This is a genomic window from Hymenobacter ginkgonis (assembly GCF_009755225.1).
Classification (GTDB): domain Bacteria; phylum Bacteroidota; class Bacteroidia; order Cytophagales; family Hymenobacteraceae; genus Hymenobacter; species Hymenobacter ginkgonis.
The window spans coordinates 269743-284963 of the sequence record NZ_WQKZ01000003.1 but is presented as its reverse complement, the minus strand read 5'-3'; the positions used below and the strand labels follow the sequence as shown (position 1 = coordinate 284963).

General features: G+C 58.3%; 16 protein-coding genes. 8 read left to right on the top strand and 8 right to left on the bottom strand.

The features are described 5' to 3' along the window. The first annotated feature begins 19 nt into the window (after positions 1-19). Positions 20-589, top strand: coding sequence for a DUF922 domain-containing protein (locus GO988_RS12650; protein ID WP_198172699.1), 570 nt, complete (start codon positions 20-22; stop codon positions 587-589). 19 nt (positions 590-608) lie between these two features. Further along, the gene (locus GO988_RS12645) at positions 609-941 is read left to right on the top strand and encodes a tRNA-binding protein (protein ID WP_157565973.1); all 333 of its coding nucleotides are present in this window, start codon (positions 609-611) and stop codon (positions 939-941) included. Positions 942-968: 27 nt separating this feature from the next. Here the strand turns inward: GO988_RS12645 and GO988_RS12640 are convergent, their stop codons facing one another. Continuing rightward, on the bottom strand, positions 969-1364 hold the full coding sequence (locus tag GO988_RS12640) for a DUF4296 domain-containing protein (protein ID WP_198172697.1): 396 nt from the start codon (positions 1362-1364) through the stop codon (positions 969-971). A 54-nt stretch (positions 1365-1418) separates the two neighbouring features. Between GO988_RS12640 and GO988_RS12635 the strand changes: the two genes are divergently transcribed. The 3 genes from GO988_RS12635 to GO988_RS12625 all read left to right on the top strand — a co-directional run bounded on the left by GO988_RS12635 (position 1419) and on the right by GO988_RS12625 (position 4100). After that, positions 1419-2327 (top strand): DUF58 domain-containing protein, encoded by a 909-nt coding sequence (locus tag GO988_RS12635; RefSeq protein WP_157565969.1) that lies wholly within the window; start codon positions 1419-1421, stop codon positions 2325-2327. 129 nt (positions 2328-2456) lie between these two features. Further along, positions 2457-3353 (top strand): hypothetical protein, encoded by an 897-nt coding sequence (locus GO988_RS12630; RefSeq protein ID WP_157565967.1) that lies wholly within the window; start codon positions 2457-2459, stop codon positions 3351-3353. A gap of 57 nt (positions 3354-3410) precedes the next feature. Further along, on the top strand, positions 3411-4100 hold the full coding sequence (locus GO988_RS12625; RefSeq protein ID WP_157565965.1) for an SIR2 family NAD-dependent protein deacylase: 690 nt from the start codon (positions 3411-3413) through the stop codon (positions 4098-4100). On the opposite strand, the gene GO988_RS12620 is transcribed toward GO988_RS12625, so the two are convergent. After that, entirely contained in the window at positions 4097-4804 is a 708-nt protein-coding gene (locus GO988_RS12620) for a TIGR02117 family protein (protein WP_157565963.1), read from the bottom strand. The genes GO988_RS12625 and GO988_RS12620 overlap by 4 nt on opposite strands. A gap of 71 nt (positions 4805-4875) precedes the next feature. Here GO988_RS12620 and GO988_RS12615 point away from each other — a divergent pair, with 71 nt between their 5' ends. Next, positions 4876-5286, top strand: a complete 411-nt coding sequence (locus tag GO988_RS12615; RefSeq protein WP_198172695.1) for a hypothetical protein — start codon at positions 4876-4878, stop codon at positions 5284-5286. A 45-nt stretch (positions 5287-5331) separates the two neighbouring features. Here GO988_RS12615 and GO988_RS12610 read toward each other — a convergent pair whose 3' ends face one another. Continuing rightward, positions 5332-6360 (bottom strand): SMP-30/gluconolactonase/LRE family protein, encoded by a 1029-nt coding sequence (locus GO988_RS12610; RefSeq protein ID WP_157565962.1) that lies wholly within the window; start codon positions 6358-6360, stop codon positions 5332-5334. Between the two features lie 218 nt (positions 6361-6578). Between GO988_RS12610 and GO988_RS12605 the strand changes: the two genes are divergently transcribed. After that, positions 6579-7640: an SMP-30/gluconolactonase/LRE family protein gene (locus GO988_RS12605; RefSeq protein ID WP_317164858.1), complete on the top strand. Its 1062-nt coding sequence runs from the start codon at positions 6579-6581 to the stop codon at positions 7638-7640. A 116-nt stretch (positions 7641-7756) separates the two neighbouring features. Here GO988_RS12605 and GO988_RS12600 read toward each other — a convergent pair whose 3' ends face one another. The 5 genes from GO988_RS12600 to GO988_RS12580 all read right to left on the bottom strand — a co-directional run bounded on the left by GO988_RS12600 (position 7757) and on the right by GO988_RS12580 (position 13522). Then, the gene (locus GO988_RS12600) at positions 7757-8743 is read right to left on the bottom strand and encodes an aldo/keto reductase (RefSeq protein ID WP_157565958.1); all 987 of its coding nucleotides are present in this window, start codon (positions 8741-8743) and stop codon (positions 7757-7759) included. A 146-nt stretch (positions 8744-8889) separates the two neighbouring features. Beyond that, positions 8890-9615, bottom strand: a complete 726-nt coding sequence (locus GO988_RS12595) for a methyltransferase domain-containing protein (protein ID WP_157565956.1) — start codon at positions 9613-9615, stop codon at positions 8890-8892. A gap of 77 nt (positions 9616-9692) precedes the next feature. Then, positions 9693-10643 carry a DMT family transporter gene (locus GO988_RS12590; RefSeq protein ID WP_157565954.1) on the bottom strand — a complete coding sequence of 317 codons (951 nt, stop codon included), beginning with the start codon at positions 10641-10643 and terminating at the stop codon, positions 9693-9695. 64 nt (positions 10644-10707) lie between these two features. After that, positions 10708-11163, bottom strand: coding sequence for a hypothetical protein (locus GO988_RS12585; RefSeq protein ID WP_157565952.1), 456 nt, complete (start codon positions 11161-11163; stop codon positions 10708-10710). A gap of 79 nt (positions 11164-11242) precedes the next feature. Then, positions 11243-13522 (bottom strand): aconitate hydratase, encoded by a 2280-nt coding sequence (locus GO988_RS12580; protein ID WP_157565950.1) that lies wholly within the window; start codon positions 13520-13522, stop codon positions 11243-11245. 225 nt (positions 13523-13747) lie between these two features. On the opposite strand from GO988_RS12580, the gene GO988_RS12575 reads away from it, so the two are divergent. After that, entirely contained in the window at positions 13748-15034 is a 1287-nt protein-coding gene (locus tag GO988_RS12575) for a TlpA disulfide reductase family protein (protein WP_157565948.1), read from the top strand. Positions 15035-15221 lie beyond the last annotated feature (187 nt).

Here is a 15221-nt window from a genome sequence, read left to right as displayed (position 1 = left end):
GGCCTTATTTTCTGCAAAAATGACGAAGAAGCTGCTAGGCCTTTTTGCTTTGGTAGTGAGCCTATCAGGTAGCCAATCGGTAGCTGCGCAAGCGGTGAAGATTCCGGCCGGCACGTTGCGCTGGTCGGCCAACCGCCCGCTCACGGTGGCCGATTTCAAGGGCAAAGCCAAGCCAGGCGAGCCCCACGCCGCCCTCACTTCCGCCAATATCAACACCGGGGCTAGCTGCCGCGGCAACGTGTTTTCGGGCACGGCGCGGGCCAGCTTCGACCCCGCTGCGTCGTGGGTGCGCGATGCCTCGCGCATGACGCCCGCCCTGCTGCGCCACGAGCAGCTGCACTTCGACATTGCCGAGGTATATGCTCGCCGCTTGCGCCAGCAACTAGCCGCTCTGCACGTGCCCTGCGACAAGCTAGGCTCGGCCTTCGACCAAGTGAGCCAGGCCGCTTACGCAGCCTGGGCCAAGGCCGAGGACGCCTACGACCGCGACACCAACCACGGCTTGCAGCACGAGCAGCAAGCCCGCTGGGAAGCCCAAGTGAAGCAGGAGCTGCTGGACTTGGCCGATTTTGTGGAAACCGACGCGTAAATTTCGGTTTTGCTGACGCATGATTTCCTGGGCCGATTTTGAGCAAGTTGACATCCGGGTGGGCACCATTGTGGAGGCTCACCCTTTTCCCGAAGCACGCCGGCCGGCCTACCAACTGCTGCTCGACTTCGGCCCCGAACTAGGTATTAAAAAGTCGAGTGCCCAGCTCACGCACCACTACACGCCCGCCACGCTGCTAGGCCGGCAGGTGCTGGCCGTAGTCAACTTTCCGCCCAAGCAAATTGGGCCGTTTCGCTCTGAGGTGCTGGTGCTGGGCGCGCCCGATGCCGCGGGCCACACGGTGCTAGCTGCGCTAGCCGACTCGGTGCCCAATGGCAGCAAGCTTCACTAGCCAACGCGCTCTACCTCTGCTAATTGTCTACGGATGCACAACAACCGGGTTGCCGCCCAAACTTTTGTCGCGCACCACCAACGAGTCGATTACGGCCGCATAAATTTCATCTAAATCTTTGTTGTGCACCGCGTAGTAGCGGTAGCTGTGCTGGAAGCTGGAGTCGGCGGGCGTGATGCCGTACTTTTTGAAAATGAGCACCTGCTGGCTCTGGTAAAGGGCGCGGGTCGAATCGGTGTTCATGTGGCTGCCCTCCACGCGCGCCTCCAGCAGGTGTATCCGAATCAGGATGCTCGTCACCACGGACGCGGGCAGCAAATTGGGCGGGGGTAGGGGCGCTTCGGGGCGGGCGCAGCCAGCCAGCAGCACCGCCAGCAGCAAGGGCCACCGCCCCGGCGCAACAAAGGAGAGGAGCAATTTCACCCTCAAAAATAACCCCCGGCCGTAGCTTAGCCGCGCGTCTTCTCTTTTTTGCCTATGCCCCCCGCTGCTGCCTCACCTTCGGCCCTACCCGCCAGCCTCACCTTGCTGGTGCGCCGCCTGCGCCACCTCGAAATACGCATGCACCAGGCTGTGGAAGCCCAATTGCAGGGCAATTTCCGGTCGGTGTTTCGCGGCAACGGGCTGGAGTTTGACGACGTGCGCCTCTACCAGTACGGCGACGAAGTGCGGGCCATCGACTGGGCCGTGAGCAGCAAGGGCCACGGCACGTTCGTGAAAACGTATAAGGAAGAGCGCGAGCAGCAAGTGCTAGTGGCCCTCGATGTGAGCGCTTCGCAGCGCATTGGGGGGAGCAGCGGCAGCGCCTGCAAGCTCGATGTGGGCCGCGACTTGGCTGGGCTGCTGGCACTATCGGCCGCCCGCCAAGAAGCCGGCCTGGGCCTGCTGGCTTTTTCCGACCAAAAGGAGCTTTTCCTACCCCCCGCTAAGGGCGTGCGGGCAGCGTATGCGCTGTTGCAGCGCCTCTACGGTTTGCAGCCAGTCTCGCGCTATACCAGCTTGGCGGCCGGCATCCGGCAGGCGCTGGGGCTGCTGCGCCGCCGCACGCTGGTAGTGCTCATCTCCGATTTTATCGACGACAACTACGAGCGCGAACTGGCCATGCTGGCGCGCCAGCACCAGCTGCTGGTGGTGCAGCTGGTGGCCCCGCAGGAGGCGGCTTTTCCGGCGCTGGGCATTGTGCCGCTGCGCGATGCCGAAACCGGCGCGTTGCGCTGGGTCGATACATCGGCACCCGGCTTCCGGGCCCGCTATACGGCGCAAGTGGCTGATAGGCAGCAGGCGCTGCAAGCCTTGTGCCGCCGCCAGCGGGTAGGATTTTTGGCCTTGCGCACCGATGAAGATTTTGTGCCGCAGCTGGTGGGCTTGTTTCGGCAGCGGCGCTAAGGCAGGCATTGGCAGGGATTAACGTATGACTTGTGACTTGAAAAGTGCGCGCATCATCTGGCAAAATTTTGCACTATATGCCGCCAAACGCCGCGCTAATGTCAGTGGCGCTGTCTTAACTTAAGGCTTATGGCACGCTTCATTTTTTCTGGCTGGCTGCTGGGGTTTTTATGCTGGCAAACCGCTTACGCCACCCCGCCGGTGGGGCGCTTTTCGCGCGCGGTGGTGCAGGTGGGCCAGCCGCTCGACTACGAACTGAGCTACCGACACGCCCCCACCGAGGAGGTGGTATTTCCCGATTCGCTGGCCGACTTTGGCCCCTTTGAGTACGCCGGCCGCCGCTGGCTACCCACCCGCACCGCCAATGGCCAAAGCCTCGACCGGGTAGTGTACCACCTGCGCACGTTTTCGCTGGCCGCCGTGCAGCGCTTGCAGCTGCCGGTGCTAGTGCTGGGCGCCCAGGATACCCTGCGCCTGCTGCCGGCCCCGGCCCAAGTGCAGCTTCAGCGCGTGGCCCCGGCACTAGCGGGTGCAGCCCTCCCCCCCCTGCGCCCCGATAACCGCCAGGAGCTGTTGAAACCTGCCTTCAACTACCCCTTCTGGCTGGCGGGGGGGGTAGGGCTACTGGCGCTGGCGGGCGCAGCCTGGGCGCTGTTTGGCCGGCGCTGGCGCGGGCGCTACAACCTCTACAAGCGCCGCAAAAACCACGTGTATTTCCTGGCGCAATTTGCCCGCCACGCCGAGCGCTTCACGCTTTCGCGCTCGGCCCAGGTGGTGGAGCGGGCCGTAGTACTCTGGAAAAACTACTTATCGAGCCTCGAAGACACTAACCTCAGTTCTTTAACCACCAAGGAATTGGCTTCCCATTTCAACGAGGATGAGGACGTGCGCCGCGCCCTGCGCGCCACCGACCGCGTCGTGTACGGCAACTTGCTGAGCGAAGACGCCCGCGAAGTTGATGCCGCTTTTCATCGCCTGCGCTCGTTTGCCGAGCGGCAATACGAGCGTGTATCGGGCAATGCTTAGCACTGGTTACTTCGTGCTTATTAACCCTTAACCGTTAATCTATTAACCATTAAAAAAATGCCCCACCTAGTAGTCCTCACCGGCGCCGGCGTATCGGCCGAAAGCGGCATTCGCACCTTCCGCGACACCAATGGTTTGTGGGAAGAACACCGCATCGAAGACGTGGCCACGCCCGAGGCCTTTGCCCGCAACCCGGCGCTGGTGCTCGATTTTTATAATAAGCGCCGCGCCCAGGCTCGCGAAGTAGTGCCCAACGCTGCCCATTTGGCGCTGGCGGGCTTCGAGGAAGCGCCCGGCTGGCAGGTCAGCATCATCACCCAAAACGTGGACGACCTGCACGAGCGCGCCGGCTCGACGGAGGTGGTGCACCTGCACGGCCGCCTCGACCAAATGCGCTCGGTGAAGAACGAGAACGTCATTTTTGACTGCCCCGGCGACATTGCGGTGGGCGACCTGGCGGCCGATGGCGGCCAGCTACGCCCGCACATTGTGTGGTTTGGCGAGATGGTGCCCGCCATTGAGGAAGCCGCCGAAATAGTGGCCACCGCCGATGCGCTGCTCGTGGTGGGCACTTCGCTGCAAGTGTACCCGGCCGCCGGGCTGCTGCACTACGCGCCGGCCGGTTGCCCGGTGGTCGTCATCGACCCGCACCAGCCCGAAGTAAGCGGCCGGCGCAACGTGCGCTACGTGGTGGAGCCCGCCAGCATTGGCGTGCCCCAGGTGCTGCGCGAGTTGGCGGCGGGCTAGCGGCCCGTCTGGTCGCGGTACTGGTGCAGGATGCCCGTGTCGAAGGGCGTCCAGAGGCAGGCTTTTTGGCCGCTGATTTTCAAGGCGTTATTTGCCCAAGTGTTGCAGGTATAGAACACGCTATACACGCGGTGTGCCTCGTAGAAGGCATCGGTGCGGGCGTAACTGTGGCCGGGTATTAGTTCGACGTTGCCGGCGGCATCATGCCGGAAGCTAGCCTGAATGTAGGCGATAAGCCGGGCGTATTCGGCGGGGCTCAGGTGCAGGGCCACGCACTCGGGGCCGGGCCGCAGCTCACTTTCGGCGTAAAACGTGGCGTGCATGGCCGACGAACTCAGCCAAAACCCAGCCTTGAAGGCGGTGCTTGCCTTGAGGTCGGCCCAGGTGGGCGTGTCGAGGTAAAACCCTTTATCGCCCCACCCAATGCCAACGTAGGGTAGGCTGGCATCGTTGGCCAGGGTGTTGGCATAGCGCACTTGCTGGCTCCAGTCGATGAGGCTGGTTTTGACGGGCATGACCAGGTCGGTGTGCACACCGTTGGAGTAGACGAAAAACGGAATGGTTTCGGCTTCGTTCGACGGCTTTTTGGCCACCGGAATGCGCGACAGCACCCACGAAACTCCCAGGTACACGCCCACGATGCCGGCCAACGAGGCCGCGGTGTAGCCGGTTATTTTTACGGTTTTGCGCAGCAGCGATGCCATAGGGAGAGCGTTATTTTTGCTTGCTAATACGCAATCGTGCCAAAAGTAACCTGCGCCCTTTTCCCGTCTTTATGAGCCAGCCTGCCGAAGAAATTTACGCCATTCCGGCCGAGTACCGCAAGATGGAGAACACCCACATTTTGTTCTGGCTCGTCAAAGACATCAGCTGGTGCATGGTCTGGAAAACGCTGGGCATCTTGATGATAGGCCCTACCCTCGGCATTGCCATCGTCATTGCCTGGCGCACGCGCGCCCTCAAGTCGGAGCTGGCGCACAACCTGGCCATCGTGTTCTGGATTACGGCCAACTCGTACTGGATGCTCAGCGAGTTTTTCGGCTTCGACACCGTGCGCATTGGCACCCTCACCGATGGCAAGCACTTGGCTATCATTCCGTTCGCCATCGGCTTGCTTATTCTGGCCTACTACTACCTGGTGCAAAAACCTCGCGAGGCGCGCGAGGCGCAAGTCGCTACGCTATAAACCCAGGGAAAGTAGCGCGAAGCTGCCGCTGCGCCATACCCCCCTCTACCGGCCCGGCACGCCCTGGGCCAGCGTTTTGATGCGGCATACGAAGGTGGTGGCCATCAGGTAGAGCGAGTGGCCGTCGTCGCCCCAGGCGCAGTTGGCCACTACTTCGCCGGGGTCAATGGTGCCCAGCAACTGGCCCTGTGGCGAGATGATGAGCAGCCCGCCTACTCCCGCCGCGTACACGTTGCCGGCCTGATCAACCTTCAGGCCATCAGGCGTTTCCTTGAAGCGAATTTTGGGCAGGCTCTTCATGTCGAAGAAAGGCCGCTCCTTACTCAGCTTGCCATTCTTACCCACCTCAAAAGCCAGAATAAGCGGCCGCAGTGAGTCGGCATTCGACACGTACAGCGTGCGGCCATCTGGGCTAAAAGCCAGGCCATTGGCAAAGGGAATGTCAGTAGCTTCGGCGGTTACCTGGCCATCGGCGGCGCGCCGAAACACGCCCGTAAAGGGTAGTTCGCGCGGCGCGCTTGGGCCGAGCTTGGGCAAGCCGAAAGGCGGGTCGGTGAAGTAAACGGCGCCGTCGGGCGCCACTACTGCGTCGTTGGGGCTATTGTAGCGCTTGCCTTGGAAATTGTCGGTGAGGGTGCGCTTGCCGCTATTGGGCTGGGCGAGGGGTAGGGCCGCCAGGCGGCGGTCGCCGTGCTCGCAGAACAGCAAATTGCCGCGGCCATCCAGGGCGAGGCCGTTACTGCCCGGCTCGTCTTTATAAGGCATTCGCCCCGTGTAGCCACTGGCTTCTAAGAACTTACTGCGTTTATTATCGGCTGCCTTCCAGCGATAGACGGTGCGCGTCTTGGTATCTGAAAACAGGAGCATACTGCTGTCGGGCACCCACAAGGGCCCTTCGACGTGGGTGTGGCCCGAGGAAATTATTTCGAGTTGCGCGCCGGGCGCCAGTATTTGGTCGAGGGCTGGGCTCTGCCGCACCACGTGCCCAATGGTGAGGGCTGGCTGTTGGGCCCGCGCGGGTCCAACGACCAGCCCCAACGCTGTTAAAAAAAAGGGGTACAATGACAAACGCATAGCCAAACAATGCTTAACCAAAGGGCAAACGCCCGGTAAATCTGCTCATCCTACCCCACCCTGCGCCGGAAGGTTGCGGCTAGCCCTTGTAAATGGCGCGGCCCCTACCCCACCAACCTTGGGCAAAGGCCGCCCGTAGGAACCCAGCCGCTGGCCCCTCATCGCCGGGCACCTCCTACGCTATGTTCGTTCGCTGTTTACTCGTTCTTTTTTGCGCTGTGCCTTTGCTTTCCGCTACTGCTCAAGACCTTAAGATTCCACTCGAAGAAGTAGCCCAGGTGGGTCGCTACCAGCCCATTGGGGTAGGCGTTTCGCACAAAGGGCGCATTTTTATGACGTTCCCTAAAAAGAAAAACGACAAAAACTACAGCTACAATTATGGCTTGGTGGAGCTAGTAAACGGCAAGCGCCTCCCCTACCCTAACGCCCTCTGGAACCAGTGGGATTCGACGCAGGCTCCTAATCGCTTCGTGAATGTGCAGGCCGCCGTAGTCGATGCCGATGACAACCTGTGGGTACTCGACCCCTCGAACCCCGACGACCAGCCGCCAGTTGTATCAGGCATTAAGCTACTGAAAATCAACCTTAGCGATAATAAAGTCGAGCGCATTTACCGCTTCGAGGATTTGCCCCGCGAGCGTACCGGCCTCAACGATGTGCGCATCGACACACGCCGCCAGCTGGCCTACCTCTCCGACCCTGTGCTGGCCGCCCTAGTGGTGCTCGACCTGCGCACGGGCAAGAGCCGCGTCGTGCTGCAAGGCGATAAATCGACCACTACCGAACCCGGCTTTGTGCTGCGCCTCGATGGCAAAGAAGTGAAAGACAAAATGGGTAAGCCCTTCAGCAGCAACGTCAATGGCATTGCCCTGACGCCCGACTTTAAGTACCTCTACTACCGGGCCATCAACCAAACCAAGCTCTACCGCATCGGCACCGAGTACTTGGCCAACCCCGCCCTACCCCCTGCCGAACTGGTGAGCCACGTCGAAACTGTAGGCGAAACCGGCGTGAGCCACGGCATGCTAGCCGATATGCAAGGCAATATCTACCTCTCCGATTCGCCCAACTACGCCATTCGCCGCGTGACGCCCGCGGGCCGCTTCGAAACGCTGGTGCACGACTCGCGCCTGAGTTGGCCCGATACCTTCGCCCTCGGCCCCGATGGCTACCTCTACCTCACCGCTACCCAAATAAACCGCGCTCCGAAGTGGAACGCTGGCGAAAGCAAAGTCGATTATCCCTTCCGTTTGTATCGCCTGAAATTGCCAAAAAACTAATTTACAGAGAAGAACGTCATGCTGAGTCCCGCGAAGCATCTTGGCCGCTTCATCTAACGAGCCTGCCAAGATGCTTCGCGAGGCTCAGCATGACGTTCTTCTCTAATTTATTTTCTCTACCAAATTTGATGCACCTGGGGCCGAATCATGCGGTCGTACACCTCGCGCACAGCGGCCATTTGCTCATTGGTCAGGGCCGGTAGTTCTTCAGTTTTTAGATTTGAGAGCAACTGCTCGGGCCTGGAGGCGCCGGGGATGATGCAGCTTACTTCGGGAAACATCAGTATCCAGCGCAGAGCCAGCGGCGCCAATTCTGGCTGGTTGGGGAATATTTTCTTTAGCTCATCAACTGCGGCGAGGCCCGTGTTGTAGTCAACGCCCGAGAAGGTTTCGCCCTTATCGAACGCTTGGCCGTCGCGGTTGAAGTTGCGGTGGTCGTCCTTATCGAACGTGGTTTGGGGCGAAAACTTGCCCGTTAGCAGCCCGCTGGCCAGCGGCACCCGCACAATTAGGCCCACGTCGCGCCGCTGGGCTTCTTTGAAAAACAACTCGGCCGGACGCTGACGAAACATATTAAAAATCACCTGCACCGTCGTCACGTTCGGGTATTCGATGGCTTTCAGGCCTTCCTCCACCTTCTCCACACTCACGCCCAGGTTGCGGATTTTACCCTCTTCTTTCAAGCGGTCGAATAGCTCGAAAATCTCGGGCCGGTAGTATACCTCCGTGGGCGGGCAGTGCAGTTGAATAAGGTCGAGGGTGTCGAGGCCCATGTTTCGCAAGCTATCCTCCACGAAGCCGCGCAGGGCGGCCGGCTGGTAAGCCTCAGCCGTGTGGGGCTGCAAGCGCCGGCCGCATTTGGTGGCCACGTACACGCGCTCGGAGCGGCTACGCACGAGGCGGCCCACGGCCTTTTCGCTTTCGCCGTCGCCGTACACATCGGCCGTGTCGATGAAGTTGATGCCCGCATCCACGGCGGCGTTCAGGATGCGGTCGGCGGTATCGTGGCTAAAGGGTTCGCCCCATTTGCCGCCTACTTGCCAGGTGCCGAGGCTGATTTCTGAAATGGAAAAACCGGTTTTGCCGAGGGTGCGGTGCTGCATGGGGGGTAGGGAAAAAGTAGAGTAGCCGCCGGATGGCAGGGTGTTTAGCTAAACTCTAAAATTCTCCGCAGGTTGCCTCTCAGCGCATTTCTGCCCAGTAGGCCGGCCCTAAGCGGTGGGGCCTACCCCCGCCATTTACCCCGACCCTATATCTTTCCCTCGCCCACGCACGTGACGCCGAAGAGCTTATTGGCCGAGGCTATTTTCATTTCTACCGACGTCAGGCCCAGCAGCACTTTGTTGACCAAGGCATTGAAAGGCCGCATGTTAGAAGCTGCTTCCTGTTTTTTTAAGTTGGCGAGCTGGCGCACCGACCACACCAGCGGAAACAGCCCGCCGTAGAGGTAATAATTGCTGATTTTGCGAAAACCTGCCTGCTGCAACACCCCACGCAGCATGGGTATCTGGTAGCGGCGGTAGTGGCCCAGGAATACATCGTGCCCACTCCACAATGATTGAAACGCCGGCACCGTGATAAAGAAGTAGTTATTGTCGCCCACGCAGGCGGCCTTCACGCTTTGCAGCATAGCCAGGTCGCTTTCGAGGTGTTCGAGCACGTCCATCATTATCACCAGCCCATTCTCAATTTTTGCCGGAATGGCGTGCACCATCTCTACCTTTTTGCCGCGGGTAGGCGCCATTTCCTCCTCCGAATACCCGGTGTCAACCAAGTATACTTTGCGAATGGCGTCGCCGTATTTTTTCTCCAGCTCCAGCGCAAAAAAGCCCGACCCCGAGCCAATATCTACAATCGTGAGCGGCTGGCCGCTGGCCAAAGCTTTTTGGGTATAGCTGAGGAGCGGCAGCTTTTTGCTTTGATAATACCAGTGTACGTCGGGATTGACGCCGTTTTCAAGCTCTTTTAAATCCATGCGGGCAGGTCGAGATGCGGCTAAAGTAAGGTGGCAGTAAATATAACCCGCCAACTACCGTACGCGCCCCCAAGTGGCTAAACACTGGCTAGGCTAGCGGCAGGCGGCGCCACGGCCTTCCTTTTCCAACTGAGCAGCAACACCCCTATTATAACCAGCAAGGTGCCCGTGATTTGAGCCGCAAAAATCTTTTCATTCAAAAAGAAGTGCGCCTGCAAAATGGTAGAAACCGGCCCTATTCCACTCACAATGGCTACGTTGTTGGAGCCAATTCTTTTCAAGCCCTGCGAGATAATAAAGGAAGGCAGCACCGTAGAGAATACCGCTAGTGCCAGCCCATAGGCCCACAAAGCTTTGCCGGCTACCCATACTTGCCCATTGCCCGCCACGGCAAAATGCACGAATATGCCCGCAGTAGCCGCCAGCATGGCATAAGCCGTGAATTTATTGGCTCCTACCTTCGGAATTACTTTACCACTACCCGCTATGTAAATGGAATAAGTAATAGCGCACAGGAATACCATAAAGCTGCCAAAATACAGTCCTCGTTTGCTGGTATCAATTACTAATTCGCCTACGTAGGCAATTGCAATGCCGCTATACGTTAGCAATAACGCCCCCTTTTGAATACCCGAAATCCGCTGCTTAAAGACAATAGCGTTAATAAAAACCACGAAGCTGGGATACAGAAATAGTATCAGCCGTTCCAATCCCGCCGATACATATTGCAAGCCAATAAAGTCTAATAAGCTGCTCAGGTAATAGCCACAAAGCCCCAAAAACGCTACTAATAGCCATTCCTGGCGGTTCATGCGCACATTGGTTTTCTGCCCTGATACTAGCAACGCCGCTACCCCATAAAATGGGAGCGAGAATACCATGCGCAGCGTGAGCAGGGTAAGCGCATCGGTGTGCGTGGCCCCAAATGCCAGCTTCACAATTATTGCTTTAGTAGAAAATAAAATGGCGCCGACCAACGTGATTATAAATCCGCTAATTGGCACTGCCGAACGAGTAGAATCACTCATGTAAAATGAAAATTGAAAAAGTAGTGCTTACCCAACCAGAGCTGATGCTAAGTGAGAATCTCCATTAAGAAATTAATGCCCTTTTTCTCAACAAAAATGAATAACCATTCCCAATAATTAGGCTTGCATCACTCGCCACCCACAACCAATACCCAATGCCATAATGCGTGATTTCTGCTAATCCACCAGCTTCATTAACAACTACTTTATCAAAAGTCAAAAATGAAAGCATAAAGAATAAAACAAGTGCACTTGCTACTAATGCAAATATCGGCTTATCAAAAAGCAATACCCAGGCTATTAGTAAAAGGGGATTAGCTAGCCAAGCTATTGCAGAAAATTGACCAGCGAAAATTCCAAGCCAACCAATCAATAATAAACTTAATGACTGTGTACCAGCCCCTCCTCTAGAGTCCGCCGTAGTATAATAGGCATTTTGAGTTAAGGAAAAGGCAAATAGGAAAATACTGGTTATCAAAGTCAACTGCCTAACTCTGCTAATACTATTTGTTAACTTCATGAAATTGAATTGTTCTAAAATCAAAACGGCCGCCCCAGTTTCCTGAGGCGGCCGTTTTAACTAAGCAGCAAAACGAAATTTACACCGCTACGCCGCTAGCTTCCAGCTTAATCAGGTTTAGGGCCGAGCCGGCTTTAAACCAGCCGATTTGGCCTTCGTTGTAGGTGTGGTTGACGGTGATAAGGTCCGTATCACCATCGGCGTGGCGCAGGCGCACTTGCAGCGGCTGGCCGGGGGCGAAGGTGGTCAGACCGAGGATGTCGATTTGGTCGTCTTCTTCAATAAGGTCGTAATCCGACTTATTGGCGAAGGTGAGAGCCAACATCCCCTGCTTTTTGAGGTTGGTTTCATGAATACGAGCGAAGCTTTTCACCAACACGGCACGCACGCCAAGGTGGCGGGGCTCCATGGCGGCGTGCTCGCGCGAGCTGCCTTCGCCGTAGTTCTCGTCACCCACCACAATGGTACCAATGCCGAGGCTCTTGAGCACGCGGGCCGCTTGGGGAACCGGCACGTAGGGCGAGCCCTGGGTACCGCTGTCTTTCACGGCGTTGGTTTCGCCGGTGAAGGCGTTGGTGGCGCCGATGAGCATGTTGTTGGAAATGTTGTCCAAATGGCCGCGGAACTTCAACCACGGGCCGGCCATGCTGATATGGTCGGTGGTGCACTTGCCGAGCGCCTTGATGAGCAGGCGCAGCCCCACCAGGTCGCTGCCTTCCCAAGGCTTAAAGGGCTCCAGCAGCTCGAGGCGGTCCGAAGTAGGCGATACGAGTACTTGTACGCTGCTACCATCGGCAGCAGGCGCCTGGAAGCCAGCATCTTCTACTGCAAAACCAGCCGGAGGCATTTCGAGGCCTACTGGCTCGTCGAACTTCACTTCCCCATTTTTGCCGGGTAGGGTATCGGTAAGCGGGTTAAAGCTGAGGCTACCAGCGATAGCGAAAGCCGTCACGATTTCGGGCGAAGCCACGAAAGCGTGGGTGTTCGGGTTACCGTCGTTGCGCTTGGCGAAGTTGCGGTTGAAGCTCGTAATGATGGAGTTACGGCGCTTGGGGTCGTCGGTGTGGCGGGCCCACTGGCCGATGCACGGGCCGCACGCGTTGGCGAGTACTACCCCCCCCATTTCGGCGAAGGTGTCGAGGAGGCCGTCGCGGGCTACGGTGTAGCGCACCAGCTCCGAGCCGGGCGTGATGGTGAACTCGGCGGCTACGTGCAGGCCTTTATCCACGGCTTGCTTGGCGATGCTGGCGGCGCGGGTAATGTCCTCGTACGACGAGTTGGTGCACGAGCCGATGAGGCCGACTTCCAATTTTTCGGGCCAGCCGTGCTCTTTTACGGCGGCGGCAAACTCCGAAATCGGCCAGGCGGCGTCCGGCGTGAACGGGCCGTTCACGTAGGGCTCCAGCGTGTTGAGGTCGATTTCGATGAGCTGGTCGTAGAAATTTTCGGGGTTGGCGTACACCTCGTCGTCAGCGCGCAGGTGCGCAGCCTGGGCGCGGGCCATGTCGGCAATTTCGGCACGGCCAGTGCCGCGCAGGTAGTCGCCCATTTTCTCATCGTAGCCAAATACCGAGGTCGTGGCCCCGATTTCAGCGCCCATGTTGCAAATGGTGCCTTTGCCGGTAGCCGAGAGGCTTTCGGCGCCTTCACCAAAGTACTCGACGATGGCGCCGGTGCCACCTTTTACGGTCAGAATGCCTGCTACGCGCAGAATTACATCTTTGGCCGAAGTCCAGCCGCTCATTTTGCCAGTCAGCTTTACGCCGATAACTTTCGGGAATTTCAACTCCCAAGGCATACCAGCCATTACGTCTACCGCGTCGGCGCCGCCTACGCCAATGGCAATCATGCCAAGGCCACCCGCGTTGGGGGTGTGCGAGTCGGTGCCAATCATCATACCGCCGGGGAAGGCGTAGTTTTCGAGCACTACCTGGTGAATAATGCCCGCGCCGGGCTTCCAGAAACCAATGCCGTACTTGTTAGAAACCGAGGCCAGGAAATCGTAAACTTCGCGGTTCTCGTCGTTGGCAATGGCTAGGTCTTCGGTAGCACCATCCTTGGCCTGAATCAGGTGGTCGCAGTGCACGGTAGAGGGCACGGCAGTTTTGTCCTTGCCAGCCTGCATGAACTGGAGCAGCGCCATTTGGGCGGTAGCATCCTGCATGGCTACGCGGTCGGGCGTGAAGTCAACGTAGCTTATGCCGCGCTGGTACGACTCGCCGACTTTGCCACCGTAGAGGTGGGCGTAAAGGATTTTTTCGGTGAGCGTGAGCGGACGGCCAACGGCCGTGCGGGCAGCTTCGATGCGCGAGCCGAGGCCCGCGTACACGGCCCGAATCATATCAAGGTCAAACGCCATAGTAAGGAGAGTGGGTTGTTAGCTTAGGCGCAAAAGTAACTCGCAGGGTAGGCAAGTTGGTAGTTTATGCGTATACTTAGAACCGGTCCAGATAAGGGAAGGTTCTGCACGATGCGAATGGGGTTTCACCGCAACGGGCACGGCGGTTCTTGGCGCGGCCCCTTGGGGGTGGGCGATAACTAAAGGGGTAGGCTGCTAGTTTTGGGGGTTCTACTTTGCTCTTTCATGAAAGCCTACCCCCTCCTTTTGAGTGCGGCGCTGCTGGTCGGCTGCCAATCTGCCACTACCGATACAACGGCGCAATCGGGTGCCGCGGCTGTTGCGGCGGCCACGCTGCTCACGCCCGGCCCCTGGCGCGGCGAGCTAGCCATTCAGGGCCAGCAACTACCGTTTTTATTTGAGGTGAAAACGGAAGCCGGCAAGCCCGTTGTGTACCTCATCAACAAAGGCCTAAACGGCGAGGAGCGCCTGCGCTGCGACGAAATTTCGGCGGCTGGCGACTCGGCCACTATCAAGCTACACGTCTTTGATGCGGCGCTGGTGGTGCGAGAGGCCGGACCAGGCAAATTGCGCGGCAGCTGGGTAAAATACGATGCCAAAACGCCCTACCGGGTGCCGCTGGCAGCTACGGCTGGCGCACAGCCACTTTTCAAAGGCGCCGCCGACCCCAAAGCTTCTTTCACCGGAACTTGGCAAACGGAGTTCAAGGGCGCGGACGGTGACCCCTACCCGGCCGTGGGGGTTTTCAAGCAGAGTGACAGCGACTTAACCGGCACTTTTCTGACCACGACCGGCGACTACCGCTACCTAGCCGGCCAAACTGATGGCCCTAAAGTGCGCATGAGCACTTTTGACGGCAGCCACGCCTTTCTATTTACCGGCGAGCTGAAAGCTGGTGCTACGCCAAGTAGCATTACCGGGGATTTTTACTCGGGTAAGTCGGGCCATGAAAACTGGACGGCTGCTATCAATCCCAACGCCAAGCTGCCCGACGCCGACACCCTCACCTACCTCAAAAAAGGCGAGTCGCGGCTGAACTTCAAGTTCCCCAGCGTGGCGGCGGGGGGTAGCATTTCGCCCAGCGACCCCAAATACAAAGGCAAGGTAGTGGTACTGCAAATCCTGGGCTCGTGGTGCCCCAACTGCATGGACGAGACGGCCTTTATGGTGCCGTGGTACGAGAAAAACAAGGCGCGCGGCGTGGAGGTAATCGGCCTAGGCTACGAGCGGATGCCCGAGTACGACAAAGCGGCCGCCCGCCTACGCAAGCTGAAAGAGCGTTACAACATCGGCTACGACTTGGCCGTGGCCGGCATTTCCAACAAGGATTCGGTGGCCAAGTCACTGCCGCAACTGGCGAAATTCTTGGCTTTCCCAACTACTATTTTCCTCGATAAGAAGGGCGCGGTGCGCAGCATCCACACCGGCTTTGCCGGGCCGGGCACGGGGAAATATTACGCCGAAGAGCAAGCCAATTTCAACAAAACCGTGGACAAGCTGCTAAAAGAATAGCCTCCCTACCCCCCTGTTTTGCCCTGGGGTCGGGTGCCTGTGCTAGTATTTAGGCTACAGCAGCATTCAAAAAAGAACGTCCTGCTGAGCTGGTTGAAAACATTGCGCTCGCATAGCCGGATTAGTAACCCAACGGCGCGAGCGAGATGCTTCGACCAGCTCAGCAGGACGTTCTTTTTTAAGGAAT

Bases quoted from the DNA above. Each gene is read 5' to 3' on its own strand.
- GO988_RS12610 (WP_157565962.1), bottom strand. From the start codon at position 6,360: ATGCGTTTGTCATTGTACCCCTTTTTTTTAACAGCGTTGGGGCTGGTC.
- GO988_RS12590 (WP_157565954.1), bottom strand. From the start codon at position 10,643: ATGAGTGATTCTACTCGTTCGGCAGTGCCAATTAGCGGATTTATAATC.
- GO988_RS12595 (WP_157565956.1), bottom strand. From the start codon at position 9,615: ATGGATTTAAAAGAGCTTGAAAACGGCGTCAATCCCGACGTACACTGG.
- GO988_RS12645 (WP_157565973.1), top strand. From the start codon at position 609: ATGATTTCCTGGGCCGATTTTGAGCAAGTTGACATCCGGGTGGGCACC.
- GO988_RS12625 (WP_157565965.1), top strand. From the start codon at position 3,411: ATGCCCCACCTAGTAGTCCTCACCGGCGCCGGCGTATCGGCCGAAAGC.
- GO988_RS12575 (WP_157565948.1), top strand. From the start codon at position 13,748: ATGAAAGCCTACCCCCTCCTTTTGAGTGCGGCGCTGCTGGTCGGCTGC.
- GO988_RS12635 (WP_157565969.1), top strand. From the start codon at position 1,419: ATGCCCCCCGCTGCTGCCTCACCTTCGGCCCTACCCGCCAGCCTCACC.
- GO988_RS12630 (WP_157565967.1), top strand. From the start codon at position 2,457: ATGGCACGCTTCATTTTTTCTGGCTGGCTGCTGGGGTTTTTATGCTGG.
- GO988_RS12600 (WP_157565958.1), bottom strand. From the start codon at position 8,743: ATGCAGCACCGCACCCTCGGCAAAACCGGTTTTTCCATTTCAGAAATC.
- GO988_RS12615 (WP_198172695.1), top strand. From the start codon at position 4,876: ATGAGCCAGCCTGCCGAAGAAATTTACGCCATTCCGGCCGAGTACCGC.
- GO988_RS12585 (WP_157565952.1), bottom strand. From the start codon at position 11,163: ATGAAGTTAACAAATAGTATTAGCAGAGTTAGGCAGTTGACTTTGATA.
- GO988_RS12650 (WP_198172699.1), top strand. From the start codon at position 20: ATGACGAAGAAGCTGCTAGGCCTTTTTGCTTTGGTAGTGAGCCTATCA.
- GO988_RS12620 (WP_157565963.1), bottom strand. From the start codon at position 4,804: ATGGCATCGCTGCTGCGCAAAACCGTAAAAATAACCGGCTACACCGCG.
- GO988_RS12580 (WP_157565950.1), bottom strand. From the start codon at position 13,522: ATGGCGTTTGACCTTGATATGATTCGGGCCGTGTACGCGGGCCTCGGC.